We start from the raw sequence: 17,674 nt of genomic DNA on the forward strand, positions 1-17,674 counted from the left end.
CGTCAGTTCGTCGGGCACGCCGCCGGCTGCGTGCCGCCGGGATCGACGAAGCGGAACAGCGCGTGCAGGTCCGGCACGCTGAACTCCAGCCCCAGCAGCGTCGCCGGGCGCAGCCACGGCGTCGGCTCGCGCGCCACAACCGGATCGCGCCACGTCCCGCCGATCGTCACCGGATTGGGCCGGCCGAACAGCGAGAAGCTCTTGCTGCCCGCCGCCAGGCGCAGGTCGAGCCGCTCTTCGCGCAGGTCGATCGACCCCTGCCCGCTCAGCACATGCGCGGCGGTGTCGATCAGCAGCGGGTCGGTCGTCCCGACGCCATCGCGCACGGTAAAGGCGATCGCGCCGCAGTTGATCGCCGCGCTCTCGCCGTTCTCGCCGAAGATCGCGGCGTCGAGGCCGTCGAGATCGAGCGCCGACCCGCTGGCCCGCGCGACGCGCACTTGGCCGGCGGGCAGCACCAGCGCGATCCGCCCGGTGGCGGTCGCCAGCGTCTCGCGCACCGACATGCCGCGCCCGGTCAGCAGGATGCGACCCCGCGCCATCGCGGTCGTGCCCGCCGGCGCGACGCCCCAACCGGGCAGCAGCCGTCCCATCGGCGTCGGCGACAGGCGGATGTCGTAGCGCGCCACCACCGGCAGGCGGCGCGAGTCGACCAGGACGTCCGACGACACGAAGCCCCCGTCCATCGCGACCCGCACCGGCGACAGCACCAGCACACCGCGCCGCATCGCCAGCCGCATCGATGCCGGCCCGGCGGCGCGGGCGAGGCCGACCACGCGCTCGGCGGTCAGGTCGATCGTCGCGTCGAACGCGCCCAGTGCGGCGGGGGAAAAGGCCGCATCGGGCAGCAGCCGCGACGCGCCGTCGCTCGCGAGGCCGACGCCGAAAAGCCGGGCCGCATCGTCGAGGTGCAGCGCGCGTGAGGACAGGCGGGCGACGACCTGCGGCCGGCCCGCCTGTTGCCACACCGTCAGCGACCCGGCGAGGTCCGTCCGTCCGGCACGACCCGCGATATGGCCGAAGCGCCAGACGCCGTTTCGTCGCGACGCGCGCGCCGACACGGCATAGTCACCCACCGCCGCCAGCTTCAGCCCCGCCAGCGCGGCGAGCGGCGCGGTGTCCGGTCCCGCCGCGAATACCATCAGGCGCGAGCGGACCAGACCCAGCGGGCGCGCGGCCTCCGCTTCCGCGCCCAGCCGGTCGCCGCCGCTCCACGCCGCCAGCCGCAGCCGCGCCGGTCCGCCGGCCGCGTTGCGGACCTCGCCCGCCACTCCGAACGGACGGCCTGCCGCGCGCACGACCCCGGTGAAGATCGTACCACCAGCGCGGGCCAGCAACGCCAGCGTCGCGGTCGTCCCGGCGTGGTCGTCGCGATACGTCACCTGCACCCGATCGGCGGTGACCACCCGCGCGCGCGCCACGTCGAACAGCGGATCGCCCACGCGCTCGGGCCAGTTCGTACGGCGTCCATCGGCGGACCGCTCCAGGGTCACGATGCCGTCGGTGAGGGATATCGCTTCCAGCCCCGGACGCGCGGTCAGCATGTCGAACATCGATCGATGCGCCGCGACCATCGCGACGCGCAGCAGCGCCGGCTCGCGCGCCCAGATCGGGTTGCCGACGCGCACGTCCCGCGCGGTGATGTCGATGCCCCATGGGGTCAGCACGACCCGCAGCGACCCGTCGATGGTCACCGCGCGGCCGAGCGCGGCGCTTGCCCGCCGATCGACCCACCCCTTCAACGGCGTCGGCACGCCGATCGCCAGCATCGTCCAGACGGTCAGCGGCAACGCGACCGCCCCGATCAGCGCCGAGCGACCGTAGCGACGCCTGTCGGGCACGTCATGGCCGCTCTGGCTCAACTCCGCCTCACTTTGCTGGTCGTTCCGCGACCCTGCCCGGCGGTATCGCCGGCCCGACGGCGCGACAACGGTCGGATTCGACAGGTACGGATCGCGTCCAACGGCATGACGCCGATTGAAAAGCCGCACCCGGCGTGACAGGTGCGCCCGCGATGGCGCTTCGTGGAATCGGATTGGTGGCGGATCGCACGGCGGTCCTGGCGGTCGGCGTGGTCGCGGGGTTCGCGATCGGGCTCTCGTTCGGCGGCGGCACGCCCGCCGCGCCCGAGGTCGCCGCGCCGACCGCGCCCGCGACGCCGACCGCCCTGGTGTCGACCGGGACGCCGGAACGCGACGCCGGTCTCCCGCCACAGGTCGTGCGCCGCGTCGCCGCGACCGGACGGCTGCGGGTGGGAGTGTTCGGCGACAGCTTCGGCAACGGCGTGTGGAGCGCGATGTATCGCCTGCTCCCGCCAGGCGAAGGCTATGACGTGCTGCAATTCAGCAAGGAGGCGACCGGCTTCACCCGCTACTATCGCCTCGACCTGACGCAGCGCGCGCGCGAACAGGTCCGTGCCGAGCCGATCGACGTGGCGGTGATCTGTTTCGGGGCGAACGACCTCAATCCGATGTGGAAGGGCAACGATGTCTACCCGCTGCTCGGCCCCGAATGGCGGCGCATCGTCGGCGAGCGGGTCGACGCTTTCGTGAAGGAGGTCCGCGCGACCGGCGCCGTCGTTTATTGGGTCGGCCTGCCGGTGGTGCGCGACGCGACGATGGACACGCAGTTGCAGCAGTTGGACGCACTGTTCGCCGACCATATGCGGCGGCTCGGCGTGCCGTTCCTAGACTCGCGCGCGACGTCGCTGGATCCGACCGGGCATTACAACGCGCATCTCGCCGATCCGAAGTCGGGCAAGCTGCAGCTGGTGCGTGAATCGGACGGACTGCACATGAACGGCATCGGCTATGCCCGGCTGGTCACCCCGCTCGCCGCGCGGGTGCGGGTCTATGACGCGCGTGTCCGCCGCGCCGCCGGGCGCCCCGCGCCTGCTCCGACCGGAACCCCACGTTCGTGATCGCGCTGGCGATGATGCTGGCGCAGGCGGCGGCGGGCCTGCCCGCCGACTGCACCTCGATCTGCGACGCGCGCCGGCTGAAGCCCTATTTCGACAAGCTCGCGCATCTCCGCCGCGACGGCCGCACGGTGCGGATCATCCAGATCGGCGACAGCCACACCGCCGGCGATCAGATCACCGGCGCATGGCGGGCGGCGTTGCAGGCACGCTACGGCAATGCCGGGCGCGGCGTGCTGGCGCCGGGGCGACCGTATCAGGGCTATCTCACCCGCGACGTCACCGCCGCGCAAGGGCCGGGCTGGACGGTGTCGGGCATCTTCGGCCCCGCCTATCGCAGCACCGGCGCACCGCCGATCGGGATCGGCGGCTACAGCTTCTCCGCGCCCGGCGTGGCGGGCGAGCGGCTGTCGATCGCGGCGGATCGCGGCGGGTTCGATCGTTTCACCGTCTGCGCCCTGACCGGGCCGGGCGCGGGAACGCTGACGCTCGACCTCGGTGCCGACCAAGCGACGATGTCGCTCGACGCCGCTAGGCCGGGCAGCCGTTGCCAGACGCTGGACGCGACCGGCTTCGCCACCACCGCCGGGCTGACCGCGAGCGGCCCGGTGACGGTCACCTCATGGTCGACCGAGCGTGCGACGCCGGGGGTGATCCTGTCGAACCTGGGCACCGTCGGCGCACAGTTCATCCACGCGACGCGGATGGACGAGGCGGTGATCGCGACCGAGATCGCGGCTTACAAACCCGACCTGCTGGTGGTCGCGTTCGGCACCAACGAGGCGTTCATGCCGCGCTTTTCGGCGGCGGAATATTCGGTGCGCCTGCGCGCGGGCGTCACGCGATTGAAGCGGCTGCTGCCCGGCGTCCCGATCCTGCTGATCGGCGCCCCCGACAGCGCCACCAAGCAAGTCGCATTGCAGACGAGCGAGGACGGCGTGTCGCCGCTCTGTCCGGCCAGCACCACGCCCGAATGGCGCGCCACCGCCGCGCTGGTGACGGTGCAGGCGATCCAGCGTCAGATCGCGCATGAAGAGGGGCTCGCCTTCTGGGATTGGGGCCGCGCGATGGGCGGGGCCTGCACCGCGCTCGCCTGGTCCACCGCGATCCCGCCGCTGATGCGCCCAGACCGCGTCCACTTCACCTCGGCGGGCGGAGCCACCGTCGCGCGGTTGCTACAGGCGGACCTCGACCGCGCCGCCGCCGACCTGTCGACGGATCGCTGATGCTGTTTCCGACGCTCGGCTTCGGGCTGTTCTTCCTCGTCGTATACGCGGTCGCCTGGTCGCTCCAGCTATCGAACGAATGGCGCAAGATCGCGCTGCTGCTCGCCAGCTGGTTCTTCTACGGTGCGTGGGACGGCCGCTTCGTCGCGTTGCTGATCGCCTCGGCGGTGGTCAACTGGGCGCTCGCCCGCGCCATCGTGGCCTCGCCCAAACCGGGGGTGCGAAGGGGGCTGGTGACGTTGGGCGTGGTCGCGAACCTCACGGTGCTGGGCTTCTTCAAATATGTCGGATTTTTCTCCGAACAGCTCGCCGACCTGCTCGGGCTGATCGGGCTGGCGCGCGACGTGCCGCTGCTCACCGCGCTGCTGCCGGTCGGCATCTCGTTCTTCACGTTCCAGGCAATATCGTATCTGGTCGACGTCCATCGCGGCAAGGTGCCCGCCGCCGGGCTGCTCGACCTGACGCTGCTGATGTCGTTCTTCCCGCATCTGGTCGCCGGCCCGATCGTGCGCGCGTCGGACCTGCTGCCGCAGTTCGCGACCGCGCCGCGCGCCAATCGCGGGCGCGCGACGGCGGGGCTGCTGCTGATCGTGTGGGGGCTGTTCAAGAAGACGGTGATCGCGTCCGAGCTGGCGAGCGCGCTGGTCGATCCCGCCTTTTTCGATCCCTCCGCGCGGTCCAGCTTCGACCTGCTGATCGGCGCCTATGGCTATGCGGTGCAGATCTTCTGCGATTTCTCGGCCTATACCGACATGGCGATCGGCATCGCCGCGCTGCTCGGCTACACTTTTCCGCGTAATTTCGACCAGCCCTACCGCGCGCGATCGCTGCAGGACTTCTGGCGGCGCTGGCATATCAGCCTGTCGAGCTGGCTGCGCGATTACCTCTACATCCCGCTCGGCGGCAGTCGCGGCGGCACCGCGTTCGTATGCCGTAACCTGATGCTGACGATGGTGCTGGGCGGGCTGTGGCACGGCGCCAGCTGGAACTTCATCATCTGGGGCGGGTGGCACGGCGCGGTGCAGTGCTGGGAGCGGGTCTGGCGGACCGAACGGCCGCGCTGGTGGCGACCGCTGCCGGTGTGGGCGGCGGTGTTCGTCACCTTTCACATCGTGCTGATCGGCTGGATCTTCTTCCGCGCGCCGACCTTCGCCGATGCGACCGGGTTCTTCGCGGGACTGGCGGCGCTGGATTTCCGCAACACGCTGGTGACGCCGCTGTCGCTCGGGCTGGTCGCGCTCGGCATCGGGATCAACTTCCTGCCCGCGCATTGGCTGCCGCGGCTGGCGACGCGGCTGCGCCATTGGCCGGCGCCGGTGCTGGGACTGGCGCTCGGCGCGACGGTGCTGGTCGTCGACGCGATGCGCCCGGCGGGGATCGCGCCGTTCATCTACTACCGGTTCTGAGGGGGCGGCAATGACGACCAGCGCGGATCAGGGCGTGATCGCCGATGTCGGTTCGCCCGTCCTGATCGTCACCAACCCAATCGATACGCGCGCACCATGGCGCTGGCAGACGACGACGATCGCCACCGCGACGGCGCTGCTGCTGCTGTTCAACGCGCACGCCGTCACCGGCTGGTTCGACGAACTGGTGCCGAGCCGTGCCACCGAGTGGCTAAGGCGACCGATCGGTGGCTGGACGCGGACGACGGAGGCGGCGGGACTGGACGCCCCGCGCGCGCAGCTGCACGCCCGGTGGAGCCGCGTCCGCGCGGCGCGGTTCGGCAGCGAGCAGCCCGGCGAGCAGGGCGCCGCCGCCGCAGGGGATTAACGGTAGAAGACGTGCCCGCCGATCTGGCCGACACGCACGCGGCCGGGCATCGGGGAATAGGCGGCATGGAAGAACAGCGCGCCGGGCACCACCTCCTCGCCATCGCCGCGCAGCGTCTCGGCGGCGATCGCCACCGCGTCGGCCCAGGCCGTGCCGTCGCGCGAGGGCCGGAAGGCGTCGACGTCGAAGAACTGCCCGCGTTGGCGTGCCACGCCGCACGCATCGGCGGCGAAGCGGCCGCTGCGGATGCGGGTGCGGACGACCTGCGCGACGGCGACACGGCCGGACCGGGGCTCATAGGCCGCTTCGTGCATGATGATCTTGGCGATGCACTCGACCTGACGGGCGTCGGGAGTGTCATCGGCGGTCGCAGCGGCGTCATCGGAGGCGACGGCGGCGATCCCGGCGTCGGCGACGGTCACCGGCGCGGCGGGAAGAACGGAAGAATCGGTCGCCGCCTCCGGCAGCGGCTCGATCCGGGTCTGGAGAACCTGGGCGCTCGTGGAAGAAGCCAGCGTCGCCGGTGTCACCACCGTCGCGATCGACAGGGCGGCACCGAGGTAGGAACGGAAATGAAGAGTCACTTGCTGCCAAAACTATGCGCGAGGCGTCCGAGCGACCGCGACCGAACGCGGCAACTGAGATAAAGGCGATCGCCGAAGTCCCCACGTCTCGCCGGCACCCTTTCCTTCTCGGACGAGGGTGCGCTGGCTAAACTGAGAGCTCATTGTTGCGGCGGCGATCGAGAGTCAAAGAAACGGCGATGGATCGTTGCGTGACCGGGACGAAATGACGCACTGCAGCGAGAAATATCGTTAATGTGCGCCGTTTGGCCGCGCACCTATGCCGACTCGGCCGCCACATTCTTCGACAGCGCCGCGTTGCAACTTGGGCGTCGGCACCTTACATTCAATCTGCTATAGTCGCATATCGACGGTCCTACGGCGCTTTGCGGCACCCTCGTTCCTTCCATCCCTGCTTCCACGGCACACGAGGCCGTCCCAGCGGGGCCGCCGATCACAAAAGGAACGATCACATGAGCCAGACCGGCACCGTCAAATTTTTCAACGCCGACAAGGGTTATGGCTTCATCGCCCCGGATGGCGGTGGGCAGGACGCATTCGTCCACATCTCCGCCGTCGAGCGCGCGGGTATGGCCACGCTGAGCCAGGACCAGCGCGTCGGTTACGAGCTGGAGGAGGACCGTCGCGGCAAGATGGCCGCGGTCAACCTCGTCGCCGCGAACTGACCGGTGACACCGGGCGGCCCGTCGAGGTCGCCCGGTGCCTCATTCAGCCAGTTCGAGGAGACGACCGATGCGTGATTCCCTGATCTTCCACCAGCGCGCGACCGAGTGTCGCGAGCAGGCGGATGCCGCCGAACTGGACAATGTCCGCGACCGCTGTCTGCGCGCGGAAGCGGCGTGGAGCGCGATGGCGCAACGCTCGCTTCGCACCGAGAACGCCCGCGACGCGCGCGAGGCGGCCAGCGTCTCCGCCGAGCACGCGGCCCACGACTCCGATCGTCCGGGCCTGATGGCCACGTTGCGGGAAGCGTAGCTCGACCGGTCCGCCAGATGGAACCGTCGGCGCGCACAGCCGTAGGTAGCCACATGGTACGTATCGCCTATTTCCAGGCGATTTGGCGGAGAAGCGGCGATGACGACCAGCCGGGATGATGACAGCTTGCTATCGAGACGCGGTGTGCTGATCGCCGGTGCGGCCGGTGCGGCGCTCACCGCCGTGCCGCCCGTCGAAGCGGCCCCTTTGCCGGCGAGCAACCCACCGCAGCTGCCGGTCCGGCTCAAGGTCAACGGCAAGCGCCACGACCTGCGGCTGGATACACGTACCACGCTGCTCGATGCGCTGCGCGAGCATCTGCACCTGACCGGCACCAAAAAGGGCTGCGACCACGGTCAGTGCGGCGCTTGCACCGTCATCGTCAACGGCCAGCGCATCAACAGCTGCCTCAGCCTGGCGCTGCAGCATAACGGCGACACGATCACCACGATCGAGGGGCTGGGTACGCCGGACAAGCTGCATCCGATGCAGGCCGCGTTCGTCAAGCATGACGGCTATCAATGCGGCTATTGCACGCCGGGCCAGATCTGCTCGGCGGTAGCGGTCCTAGACGAGATTCGCGCCGGCGTGCCGAGTCATGTCCAGGCGGACATCACCGTTAAGCCTGCCGTCACCAACGCCGAGCTGCGCGAGCGGATGAGCGGCAACATCTGTCGGTGCGGCGCCTATTCCAACATTGCGGATGCGATGGCCGACGTGGCGGGGACGCGCGCATGAGGAGCTTCACCTACGAACGCGCCAGCTCGCCCGCGCAGGCGGCCGGCGCGGTGGGCCGAGTTCAAGGCGCGCGGTTCCTGGCCGGCGGCACCAACCTGCTCGACCTGATGAAGCTGGAGATCGAAACGCCGACGCATCTGGTCGACGTCCAAGACCTCGGCCTCGACAAGATCGAGAAGACGCCGGACGGCGGCCTGCGGATCGGCGCGTTCGTCAGCAACACCGCGCTCGCGGCCGACTCGCGCATACGCCGCGATTATGGCGTCCTGACCCGCGCGATCGTCGCAGGGGCATCAGGCCAGCTCCGCAACAAGGCGAGCGTCGCGGGCAATCTGCTCCAGCGCACGCGCTGTCCCTATTTCTACGACACCAATCAGCCGTGCAACAAGCGCAAGCCGGGCTCGGGCTGCGCCGCGATCGGCGGCTATTCGCGCCAGCTGGGCGTGATCGGCACATCCGATGCGTGCATCGCGACCTATCCTGGCGACATGGCGGTCGCGATGCGGGTGCTCGACGCGACGGTGGAGACGGTCGACGCGCAAGGCCGCGCGCGCGCGGTGCCGATCGCCGATTTCCACGCGCTGTGGGGCGACACGCCACAGGTCGAGACGGTGCTGCGGCCCGGCGAGCTCATCACCGCCGTCACCCTGCCCCGCCCGATCGGCGGCACGCACGTCTATCGCAAGGTCCGCGACCGCGCGTCCTACGCGTTCGCGTTGGTGTCGGTGGCGGCCGTGGTGCAGCGCGACGGCACGGGGCGGGTCGCGTTCGGCGGCGTCGCGCCCAAGCCGTGGCGCGTGGAGGCGGCGGACGCCTTGCTGCCACAAGGCGCGAAGGCGGTGACCGCGCGCGCCTTCGCCGGCGCCCGGCCGACCGCCGACAACGGTTTCAAGCTGCCGCTCGCCGAGCGCACGCTCGCAGCGGTGCTCGCCCAGGCGAAAGGTGCTCTCGCATGAAGTTCGACACGCCCGCGGGCACCAACGCGATCGATCAGCTGAAGGTCATCGGCCGGCCGACCGACCGGATCGACGGCCCCGCCAAGACCGCCGGCACCGCGCATTACGCCTATGAGCGTCACGACCGGATCGCCGACCCCGCCTACGGCTACATCGTCGGTAGCGCGATCGCGAAGGGGCGCGTCACCCGGATCGATAGTGCCGCCGCGCGCGCCGCTCCGGGCGTCATCGCCGTCGTCACGCACGAGAATGCGGGCAAGCTGGGCAAGGGCGACTTCAACACCGCGCATCTGCTCGGCGGCCCGGCGGTGGAGCATTACCACCAGGCGCTGGCCGTCGTGGTCGCGGACACGTTCGAACAGGCGCGCGCCGCCGCCGCGCTGGTCCGCATCGACTATGCGCGCGACAAGGGTCGCTACGACCTCGACGCGGCGCTCAAGGTCGCGCCGCTGAAGGGCGACAGCTCGGGCGAGGGTTCCGCCGCGCCGGCGGTCGAGCGGGTCGGCAAGTTCGAGGACGCCTTTGACGCCGCGCCGGTGACGGTCGACGCGACCTACACCACCCCAGACCACAGCCACGCGATGATGGAGCCGCACGCCACGACGGCGGCGTGGGACGGTGATCGGGTGACGCTCTACACCGCCAATCAGATGATCGCCTGGAGCAAGGGCGACATCGCCAAGACGCTGGGCATTCCAAAGGAGAATGTCCGCCTCGACGCGCCATATGTCGGTGGCGGCTTCGGCGGCAAGCTGTTCGTCCGTGCCGACGCGGTGCTCGCGGCGCTCGGCGCCAAGGCGGCGGGGCGGCCGGTCAAGGTGGCGCTGACCCGCCCGTTCATCTTCAACAACACGACGCACCGTCCGGCGACGGTGCAGCGTCTCCGGCTGGGCGCGACGCGCGACGGCCGGCTGACCGCGATCGCGCATGAAAGCGGCTCGGGCGACCTGCCCGGCGGCGGGCCGGAAACGGCGGTGTCGCAGACCAAGCTGCTCTACGCGGCCGCGAACCGCATGACGTCGATGCGACTGGCCACGCTGGATCTGCCGGAAGGCAACGCGATGCGCGCGCCGGGCGAGGCACCGGGGCTGATGGCGCTGGAGATCGCGATGGACGAGCTGGCCGAGAAGCTCGGCATGGACCCGGTCGAGTTGCGGATCGTCAACGACACGCAGGTCGATCCCGCCAAGCCCGAACGCACCTTCTCGCAACGCCACCTGATCGAGTGCCTGCGGACCGGTGCGACCCGCTTCGGCTGGTCGCGGCGCCAGGCCAGGCCGGCACAGGTACGCGACGGCGATCAGCTGGTCGGGATGGGCGTGGCGGCGGGGTTCCGCAACAACCTGTTGATGAAGTCGGCGGCAAAGGTCGGTGTCCGCGCCGACGGCGGCATTACCGTGTTGACCGACATGACCGACATCGGCACCGGCACCTATACGATCATCGCGCAGACCGCCGCCGAGGTGATGGGTGTGCCGCTCGACCGCGTCGAGGTGCTGCTGGGCAATTCGGACCACCCCGCATCGGCCGGATCGGGCGGGCAATGGGGCGCGAACAACTCGACCGCCGGGGTCTACGCCGCCTGCATGAAGCTGCGCGGCGAGATCGAGGCGCGGTTCGGCACGATCGACCTGAAGCGAGCCGTCGGCATGACCGCCGAAGACCAGATCGAATATGGCGACCTCGCCAAACGCTATCAGCAATCGACTTTCGCCGCGCATTTCTGCGAAGTCGGCGTCGATGCCTGGACCGGCGAGGTCCGCATCCGGCGTATGCTGGCGGTATGCGACGCCGGGCGCATCCTCAATCCGAAGGCGGCGCGCAGCCAGGTGATCGGCGCGATGACGATGGGCGCGGGCGCGGCGTTGATGGAGGAGCTGGCCGTAGACAAGCGCTTCGGCTTCTTCGTCAACCACGACCTCGCCGGGTACGAGGTGCCGGTCCACGCCGACATCCCACATCAGGAGGTCGTGTTCCTCGACTATCCCGACGACAAATCCTCGCCGATGAAGGCCAAGGGGGTCGGCGAACTCGGGATGTGCGGCGTCGGCGCGGCGGTCGCCAACGCGGTCTACAACGCCACGGGGGTGCGCGTCCGCGACTATCCCATCACGCTCGACAAGCACCTCGCGCGCCTGCCCGCGATCGCCTGATTCAGCGACGCGGCGCGGCGCCGAAGGTAAGGCGCGAGTGGAAGAACCAGCTGCCGATCACCGTCGCGCCGACGAACCCTAGTTGTGCGACCCATGGTCGCAGCCGCACCACCTCGACCAGGAACGGCAGCGCCAGCCAGTTGATCGCGTAGATGCCGAGGTAGAAGGAGGCGAAGCGCGCGAACTCACGCGGCACGTCGCCGCGCGTGCGGAACACCCAGATCTTCTGCAACGTGTAGGCGAACACCAGGCTCACCGCCTGCGCGATCGGCAGCGCGCCCATGTAACCGATGCCGAGCGGTCGCAGCGCGATCAGCAGCGCCGGATAGACCGCCAGCCCGAACGCGGTGTTGATGCCGCCGACGATCAGGAACCGGAGCGGGCGTCCGTCGGTCACTCGTCCACCAGATCGATCAGCATGTTCTCGCGCAGCACCTCGCGCGGCAAGAACGGCGACAGGTCCTCCAGCGGCGGCGAGGTGATGCGCCCGTCGGCATGGACCTTCGCGCCGAGTTTCGGCGCAAACCCCGCGTCGGGATCGACCATGATCTCGCACAGTACCGGCCCCGGTGCCGCCAGCGCCTCGGCGAACACCGCTCCCAGCGTGTCGTGATCGTCGGCACGGAAATAGGTGAAGCCGAACGCGGCGGCGATCCGCTCGAACTGCGGAAACGTGACGTTGCTCAGCGGCCCGGCGCCCACCTCCACGCCGAAGTGGTTGCGCTGCGACTGGAAGATCGAGACGTAGCCGGCGTTGTTGAGCAGGATGACCTTCACCGGCATGCCATAGCCGGCGATCGTCTGCAGCTCCTGCAGGTTCATCATGATGCTGCCGTCACCCGCGATGCAGACGACGCGCTGCCGGTTGCGGGTGGCCACCGCGACGCCGATCGCGGCGGGCAGGTCGTACCCCATCGTGGCGCAGCCGGAGTTGGTCCACAGCCGCTGGCCGGGCTTCAGCTGCGCGGTCTGGAAACTGACGACGCACGCGCTGCCGTTGCCCGCGACGACGACGTCGTCCTCGTCGAGCGCCTCGAACAGCGCCTCCATCGCCACATAGGGGTGGCATTGCGCGTTGTCGCGATACGCTGCCTCGATCACCGGGAACGCCGCGCCACGCGCGCGTGCCCAGGCCAGCCAGTCATGCTGCTCCGCGGTCGACCCGTCGTACGGCGCGGCGAGCAGCGCCGGGATCAGCGCGCTGAGGTCGGCCACCACCGGCATGTCCGGGACGACGGTCGGCTTCTGCAACTCCACCGGGTCGATATCGACCCAGATCTTGTAGGCCCCTCGCGCGAAGCTCGCCCAATTGTAGCTGACCTGGCGGATGTTTAGGCGCGACCCCAGCACCAGCAACAGATCGGCGCTCTGCGTCACCAGATTGCCCGCGCGGTCGCCGACGGTGCCGGGACGGCCGCAGTAAAGGGAATGGTCGTTGGGCAACACGTCGTGCGCGTTCCAGCCGGTAACGACGGGCACGCCGAGCCGCTCGATCAGCCGCAGGAAGTCGGCGTGCGCGCCCGACAGCCGCACGCCGCTGCCCGCGAACACCACCGGGCGCTTCGCCGCGCGCAGCTTGGCGAGGATCGCGGCCGCGACGGCGGGCAGGTCGGTCGCGTGCCACGGCTCGTCCAGCTCGGCGGGATCGAAACCCGGCAGGTCGGCCGGATCGATCAGCGCCGCCTGCACGTCGAGCGGGATGTCGAGCCAGCATGGCCCCGGCCGCCCGCTGCGGGCGAGGTACAGCGCCTTTTCCAGATGATAGCGGATCGAGTACGGGTCGGTCACCATCCTGGCGTATTTGGTGATCGGGCGGACGATCGGCTCGATGTCGAGTTCCTGATCGCCGAACTGGCGCAACGGCAGGCCGGTGGCGCGCACCGTCGTTTCGGTCTTCACTTGACCCGATATGACCAGCATCCCGCATGAATCGACATGCGCGCCCCATACGCCGGTGATCGCATTGGTGCCGCCGGGACCGGAGGTGACGTTGACCACCGCCAGCCGATTGGTCAGCCGGTAATATGCCTCCGCCGCCATCGTCAGCGCCTGCTCGTGATGGCAGAACGTCGTCGTCAGCGCCGCATGCGTGCCGAGTGCATGGTTGAGGTGCATCGCGCCGCCGCCGGTCACCATGAACACGTCGCTGATACCGGCGTCGGCGAGCCGGTCGGCCAGCCAGGTCGAAAGCTTGATCTTGGTCACTTGTCCCACCCGTTCCACATCGCCGTCCGCCGGATCGCCTCGTCGAGGCCGACCGTCGCGCGCACGTTCAACTCCCGCCGGATCAGCGCGGTCGAGGGCACGTAGCGCCCCAGATTCCATCCCGCATCCGGCCGCCCGAGCACCTCGTGCCCTGCCCCGCCCAGCACCCCCGCGGTGCGCTCAGCGAGCGCCGCGATCGACACGGCCTCCTCCGACCCGACATTGTAAGTCGTGCCCGCCGGCGCGCGCACCAGCATCGCGAGCAGCCAGGCGGTCAGGTCGGCGGCGTAGAGATACGACCGCACCGCCGTCCCCGCCCCCTCGACCCGGATCGTGCGCCCGGCGATCGCGTCGCGGATGAAATTGCCCGCCGCGAAGTGCGTATCGAGCGACAGCAGCGGGCCGAGCACTGCGAAGATGCGCGCGGTCGCCACCTCCAGCCCGCGCGTCCTGCCATGGATCGCGCACAGCATCTCGGCGGCACGCTTCGCCTCGGCATAGACGTTGCCGACATTGCGTGGGTCGGGGCCACCGGCGAAGTCCTCGCCGATATGCGCCACGTCCCAGGGCTGCGCGCCATAGATCGCGCCCGAGCTGAGGAACAGGACCCGCGCCCCCGACGCCGCCGCGAGATCGAGCGCGTTGCGCGTGCCCGTCACGATCGTGTCGAACATCAGCGCCGGCTGCTCGGCGGTCAGTTTGGCGCTGGCGTCGGTCGCGGCGTGGATGACATGGGTGTAGCGCTCGCGGTCGGGCGCGAGGCTCAGCACGTCGCCGGCGACGAAGCGGAAGCCGGGATGGCCGGCGAGGTGCGGCGCGCGGGCGGCGAGGGCAGCCGGATCGCGGGTCAGGGTCGTGACGCGCAGGTCGAGTCCGTAGCGCCCGTCCGCGAAGCGCAGCGCTTCGAGCAACCAGCGGCCGATGAAGCCGGTCCCCCCGGTCACGAACAACCGCGCGCCCGCAAGCCGGTGCCAGTCGTCGGCGAACGCCGCGTCGATCGCGGCGAGATCGTCGGCGAAGGACCAGCTCATGCCGCCACCGGCTCCGGTCCGACGCTGCCCGTCGGTGCCGGCGCGCGCGCGATCAGCAACAGGCTGTCGACCGCGAGGCTCCAGATCATCAGGAGGATCAGCAGCGGGCGCACGTACATGCCTACCGCGATACCGAACTCATGCCCGATCGGCAGCCCCGACAGCCAGCTGTCGCCCGGCCGGTGGAGCACGTTCCACAGCACATGGTCGCAGGGCACGCTGAGCAGATACCCGGCGACCAGCGCGATCGCGGGTCCGCGCCGTTCCGCGCGCTCCAGGAACAGCAGGAAGATGAGGAACGTCTGCGTGTACCCTCCCGGCGACTGGCCGATCAGATAGGTGCCGAGCAGCAGCAGCGCGACGCGGGCACCCGTCAGTGCGTCGGGCCGCCACCATGTACCCACGACGGCACAGGCCAGCGCCAGCGCGCGGGTGGCATTGACCGCGAACGGGATCAGGAACAGCAACCAGCCCGGCGTCGCCGCCTCAACCAGTGCGGGGTTCGGCGCAAGCCCGGTGTCGAGGCTCAGGAACGGCGCGAAGCTGGTCGAATACAGTCCCTGCTCCCAGACCAGCACGGTGCCGACCCGTGCGAAGCCGATCGTGTTCGAGACGAGCTGCACCGGATCGCCCGACCCGAACAGCGCGAAGCTGACCAGATAGATCGCCAGCCCCGCCACGACGGCCAGCCGCACCTGCCGCCACTCGCGCCGCACCACCCAGGCGAGCACCGGCACGACCAGATAGGGCTTGAGGTTGACCGTCACCGCCGCCGCGACCGCGCGCACCGCCACCGACCGCGACAGCCCGCCATAGGCGAGGATGAAGAACGGCAGGCACAGCAGGATCAGATTGCCCCGCTCCAACGCGAACAACAGCGGCAATCCGAACGCGAAGGTGAGGCTGCGCCACGGCGCGGTCAGCGGGTCGCGGCGGTGAAAGGCGACCGCCGCCAGCCCGGCCGTCGCCGCATAGGCGGCGAAGATCGCGGCGAAGCCCAGCGTGTCGCAATCGCGCGCGGTCAGCGGATCGCCGGCATAGCAGCCGCTTAGCCCGAACAGCTGGAGCAGCAGGAACGACAGCGGCGGATACACCGTCCGCCACACTTCGAACGCGCCCGGATGATGCGCCCACCAAGCGGTGTTGAACCAATCCATGAACGTATCGCGCGCATCGAACACGAACGGCTGCGGCAACCGCCCGTCCACCATGTAGCGGAACGCGACATTCACGCCGCCCGCCAGCACGAGCAGCGTCAGCAGCGCTTCGGCCCAGACCCGCCGCGCCGCCGTCACGCGAGCGGCTGGACGAAGGTGCGCGTGCTCGGCCGCTCGCGCCCGGCGGGAAAGCCGATCCGCTCCTCCTCGATCACCAGCGGCACGTTGCGCGTCCGATCGGCGATCGCGCGGACCTGCACGCCCAGCAGCCCGAGGAACAACAGCAGCACCGCGAAGATCCCGACCTGCACCGCCAACAGCAGCAGCAGACCCGCCGGCCCGTCGCGCAGCGACGCGAAGATCGACCCAAACAGCAGCAGCACGGCCACGCCCGCCGCACCGACCGACAACGGCAGCGGCAACCGCAGCAGCGCCCGCGTCGATCCGGCCAGCCCGCTGAGCGCGAAGTCGACCAGCGTCCGCCAGTTATTCTTGCTCTCCCCGGCCGCGCGCGCGGGCCGGTCGAACGGGATCACCGCGAGGCGAAAGCCGCTCTCGACCAGCATGCCGCGAAAGAACGGCTCCGGCTCGTTCCACGCCGCCAGCGCATCGACGCAAGCGCGGCTGTACAGCCCGAACCCGGTCGCGCCGGGCACGATCGGATGGTCCGCGAACCGCCCGAGCAACGCATAGCCGACCGTGCGGCTCAGCCGGGTGGCGAACGACGCGCGCTCCGCCCGGCGCTGGCCCAGCACGATCTCCGCCCCGGCCCGCCATTGCGCGATCAGCGGCCCGAGCAGCGCCGGCGGGTCCTGGAAATCGGCGCACATGCCGATTACCGCCGCGCCCTCCGCCTGATAGATGCCGTGCGTCGGCGAGCGCATCTGGCCGTAGTTGCGGTTGTTGAAGATCACCCGCACCGCCGGATCGGCGGCGGCGATCTCGCGCAGCAGCGCGCGGGTGCGGTCGGTCGAGTGATTGTCGATCAGGATGATCTCATGGCTCGCCGCATGCGCGCGCAGCTCGGCGCTGACGGCGGCATGGATCTGCCGGACATTGCCCTCCTCGTTGTAGCACGGGATCACCACGGAGATTTCCGGCGTCGTCACGGCAGCCGTTCGCCGAACGGCGGCGGCGCGATGCCCAGCTCGAACAGCGCGTGCCGCGCGGCCGTCCATGCCGCCAGGCTGTTGGCCGCGAGCAGGCCGGTCCTGCCGTCGTCCAGCCGATAGGGCGTCCCGTCCCAGCGCGCGACCACCCCGCCCGCTTCGACGACGAACAGCGCCCCGGCGGCATGGTCCCAGGGCAGCGTCCGCTGGAACAGCGCGACGTCGTTCTCGCCCAGCACCAGGCGCGGATATTGCTCTGCAGCGCAGCGCGGGATCGGGACGAGATCGAAATGCTCGGCGCCGCCGGCCTCGACCGCGGCCCGGTCGGCGGCGGACATGAACTGCGTCGCCAGCCCGGCGACATAGCGGTCGCGCGGCGGCATCGCGGCGCGGACGCTCCTGCCGTCGATCATCGCCCCCTGCCCGCGCACGGCGGTGCAGAGCCGGTCGTGCAGCGGATCGTAGAGCCACCCGGCGACCGTCTCGCCATCCTCGACCAGCGCGATCATCAGCCCGAACGGCCCGCGCCCGGCGGCGTAGTTGGCGGTGCCGTCGATCGGGTCGACCAGCCAGTGCCGCCCCGCCCCCACCGTATCCAGCAACGACGGGTCGGCGGCGCACGCCTCCTCGCCGATCACGCGCACATCGGGCGCCAGCACCGACAGCCCGGCGGTCAGCCGCACCTCGGCCTCGCGATCGGCGACCGTCACCAGCTCGCCGGGCGTCTTCTCGACGATGTCCCCCGCCGCCAGCGTGCCGAAGCGCGGCATGACGACGTCCGCCGCCACCTGCCGGAGCAGCGCGGCGACATCGTCGATCAGGGTGTGTGAGATGGTCATGGCCCGCCGCC

Annotated in this window: 17 protein-coding genes; 9 read left to right on the forward strand and 8 right to left on the reverse strand. The window is 70.2% G+C overall.

The annotated features are described in order from the left end of the window. Nucleotides 1–2: 2 nt before the first annotated feature. Complete coding sequence (locus ACOFKS_RS07555) at nt 3–1,841, reverse strand: AsmA family protein (RefSeq protein WP_419808622.1); 1,839 nt, start codon at nt 1,839–1,841, stop codon at nt 3–5. Between the two features lie 197 nt (nt 1,842–2,038). Between ACOFKS_RS07555 and ACOFKS_RS07560 the strand changes: the two genes are divergently transcribed. Genes ACOFKS_RS07560 through ACOFKS_RS07575 form a run of 4 tightly spaced genes read left to right on the forward strand, consistent with a single transcriptional unit; the run spans nt 2,039 to nt 5,916 of the window. Beyond that, a complete protein-coding gene (locus ACOFKS_RS07560; protein WP_419808623.1) occupies nt 2,039–2,920 on the forward strand; it encodes a GDSL-type esterase/lipase family protein in 882 nt (293 codons plus the stop codon). Further along, nucleotides 2,917–4,143, forward strand: coding sequence for a GDSL-type esterase/lipase family protein (locus ACOFKS_RS07565; RefSeq protein WP_419808624.1), 1,227 nt, complete (start codon nt 2,917–2,919; stop codon nt 4,141–4,143). Before ACOFKS_RS07560 ends, ACOFKS_RS07565 begins: the two co-directional genes overlap by 4 nt. Then, nucleotides 4,143–5,549: an MBOAT family O-acyltransferase gene (locus ACOFKS_RS07570; protein WP_419808625.1), complete on the forward strand. Its 1,407-nt coding sequence runs from the start codon at nt 4,143–4,145 to the stop codon at nt 5,547–5,549. The genes ACOFKS_RS07565 and ACOFKS_RS07570 overlap by 1 nt, the downstream gene beginning before the upstream one ends. A 10-nt stretch (nt 5,550–5,559) precedes the next feature. Then, nucleotides 5,560–5,916 (forward strand): hypothetical protein, encoded by a 357-nt coding sequence (locus ACOFKS_RS07575; RefSeq protein ID WP_419808626.1) that lies wholly within the window; start codon nt 5,560–5,562, stop codon nt 5,914–5,916. Here the strand turns inward: ACOFKS_RS07575 and ACOFKS_RS07580 are convergent. Next, nucleotides 5,913–6,500 (reverse strand): cell wall hydrolase, encoded by a 588-nt coding sequence (locus ACOFKS_RS07580; protein WP_419808627.1) that lies wholly within the window; start codon nt 6,498–6,500, stop codon nt 5,913–5,915. The two genes, ACOFKS_RS07575 and ACOFKS_RS07580, sit on opposite strands and share 4 nt — an antisense overlap. Before the next feature lie 452 nt (nt 6,501–6,952). Between ACOFKS_RS07580 and ACOFKS_RS07585 the strand changes: the two genes are divergently transcribed. The 5 genes from ACOFKS_RS07585 to paoC all read left to right on the forward strand — a co-directional run bounded on the left by ACOFKS_RS07585 (nt 6,953) and on the right by paoC (nt 11,322). Further along, nucleotides 6,953–7,165 carry a cold-shock protein gene (locus ACOFKS_RS07585; protein ID WP_419808628.1) on the forward strand — a complete coding sequence of 71 codons (213 nt, stop codon included), beginning with the start codon at nt 6,953–6,955 and terminating at the stop codon, nt 7,163–7,165. A gap of 67 nt (nt 7,166–7,232) precedes the next feature. Next, nucleotides 7,233–7,475 carry a hypothetical protein gene (locus tag ACOFKS_RS07590; protein WP_419808629.1) on the forward strand — a complete coding sequence of 81 codons (243 nt, stop codon included), beginning with the start codon at nt 7,233–7,235 and terminating at the stop codon, nt 7,473–7,475. A gap of 99 nt (nt 7,476–7,574) precedes the next feature. After that, the gene (gene paoA, locus ACOFKS_RS07595) at nt 7,575–8,213 is read left to right on the forward strand and encodes an aldehyde dehydrogenase iron-sulfur subunit PaoA (protein WP_419808630.1); all 639 of its coding nucleotides are present in this window, start codon (nt 7,575–7,577) and stop codon (nt 8,211–8,213) included. After that, a complete protein-coding gene (locus ACOFKS_RS07600) occupies nt 8,210–9,169 on the forward strand; it encodes an FAD binding domain-containing protein (protein WP_419808631.1) in 960 nt (319 codons plus the stop codon). Before paoA ends, ACOFKS_RS07600 begins: the two co-directional genes overlap by 4 nt. Next, complete coding sequence (gene paoC, locus ACOFKS_RS07605; RefSeq protein WP_419808632.1) at nt 9,166–11,322, forward strand: aldehyde oxidoreductase molybdenum-binding subunit PaoC; 2,157 nt, start codon at nt 9,166–9,168, stop codon at nt 11,320–11,322. The genes ACOFKS_RS07600 and paoC overlap by 4 nt, the downstream gene beginning before the upstream one ends. Nucleotide 11,323: 1 nt before the next feature. Here paoC and ACOFKS_RS07610 read toward each other — a convergent pair whose 3' ends face one another. Genes ACOFKS_RS07610 through ACOFKS_RS07635 form a run of 6 tightly spaced genes read right to left on the reverse strand, consistent with a single transcriptional unit; the run spans nt 11,324 to nt 17,663 of the window. After that, nucleotides 11,324–11,719, reverse strand: coding sequence for a GtrA family protein (locus ACOFKS_RS07610; protein ID WP_419808633.1), 396 nt, complete (start codon nt 11,717–11,719; stop codon nt 11,324–11,326). Continuing rightward, the gene (locus ACOFKS_RS07615) at nt 11,716–13,527 is read right to left on the reverse strand and encodes a thiamine pyrophosphate-binding protein (RefSeq protein ID WP_419808634.1); all 1,812 of its coding nucleotides are present in this window, start codon (nt 13,525–13,527) and stop codon (nt 11,716–11,718) included. Before ACOFKS_RS07615 ends, ACOFKS_RS07610 begins: the two co-directional genes overlap by 4 nt. After that, nucleotides 13,524–14,558, reverse strand: a complete 1,035-nt coding sequence (locus ACOFKS_RS07620; RefSeq protein ID WP_419808635.1) for an NAD-dependent epimerase/dehydratase family protein — start codon at nt 14,556–14,558, stop codon at nt 13,524–13,526. The genes ACOFKS_RS07615 and ACOFKS_RS07620 overlap by 4 nt, the downstream gene beginning before the upstream one ends. Then, the gene (locus ACOFKS_RS07625; RefSeq protein WP_419808636.1) at nt 14,555–15,853 is read right to left on the reverse strand and encodes a hypothetical protein; all 1,299 of its coding nucleotides are present in this window, start codon (nt 15,851–15,853) and stop codon (nt 14,555–14,557) included. The genes ACOFKS_RS07620 and ACOFKS_RS07625 overlap by 4 nt, the downstream gene beginning before the upstream one ends. Beyond that, nucleotides 15,850–16,824: a glycosyltransferase family 2 protein gene (locus tag ACOFKS_RS07630; RefSeq protein WP_419808637.1), complete on the reverse strand. Its 975-nt coding sequence runs from the start codon at nt 16,822–16,824 to the stop codon at nt 15,850–15,852. The genes ACOFKS_RS07625 and ACOFKS_RS07630 overlap by 4 nt, the downstream gene beginning before the upstream one ends. Then, on the reverse strand, nt 16,821–17,663 hold the full coding sequence (locus ACOFKS_RS07635; protein ID WP_419808638.1) for an inositol monophosphatase family protein: 843 nt from the start codon (nt 17,661–17,663) through the stop codon (nt 16,821–16,823). The genes ACOFKS_RS07630 and ACOFKS_RS07635 overlap by 4 nt, the downstream gene beginning before the upstream one ends. Between the last annotated feature and the right edge of the window lie 11 nt (nt 17,664–17,674).

It is taken from the genome of Sphingomonas sp., from assembly GCF_965200135.1.
In the GTDB taxonomy this organism is placed as follows: Bacteria; Pseudomonadota; Alphaproteobacteria; order Sphingomonadales; family Sphingomonadaceae; genus Sphingomonas.